We start from the raw sequence: 259 nt of genomic DNA, 5'->3' as shown, positions 1-259 counted from the left end.
TTGGAGGATTACCCAAGTCCGGCTGAAGGGAACGGTCTTGAAAACCGTCAGGCGTGTAAAAGCGTGCGTGGGTTCGAATCCCACATCCTCCTTTTTATATTAACGCGGGATGGAGCAGCTCGGTAGCTCGTCGGGCTCATAACCCGAAGGTCGTAGGTTCAAATCCTGCTCCCGCAATTTGGCTCGGTAGCTCAGTTGGTAGAGCAATGGATTGAAGCTCCATGTGTCGGCGGTTCGATTCCGTCTCGCGCCATATTTT

At 52.9% G+C, this 259-nt stretch carries 3 tRNA genes; all 3 read left to right on the top strand.

Features of this window, described 5'->3' with window-relative positions:
* The first annotated feature begins 2 nt into the window (after positions 1–2).
* The 3 genes from SORDD15_RS09790 (at position 3) to SORDD15_RS09780 (ending at position 253) form a co-directional block, all read left to right on the top strand.
* Positions 3–92 (top strand) — tRNA-Ser (locus SORDD15_RS09790).
* 11 nt (positions 93–103) lie between these two features.
* Positions 104–177: transfer RNA gene (locus tag SORDD15_RS09785), tRNA-Met, on the top strand.
* Positions 178–180: 3 nt separating this feature from the next.
* Positions 181–253: transfer RNA gene (locus tag SORDD15_RS09780), tRNA-Phe, on the top strand.
* The last annotated feature ends 6 nt before the right edge of the window (positions 254–259 follow it).

This window comes from Streptococcus oralis (assembly GCF_001578935.1).
GTDB classification, from domain to species: domain Bacteria; phylum Bacillota; class Bacilli; order Lactobacillales; family Streptococcaceae; genus Streptococcus; species Streptococcus oralis_R.
Note: the sequence above shows the minus strand (reverse complement) of the source record. Positions and strands in the feature narration are given on the sequence as shown.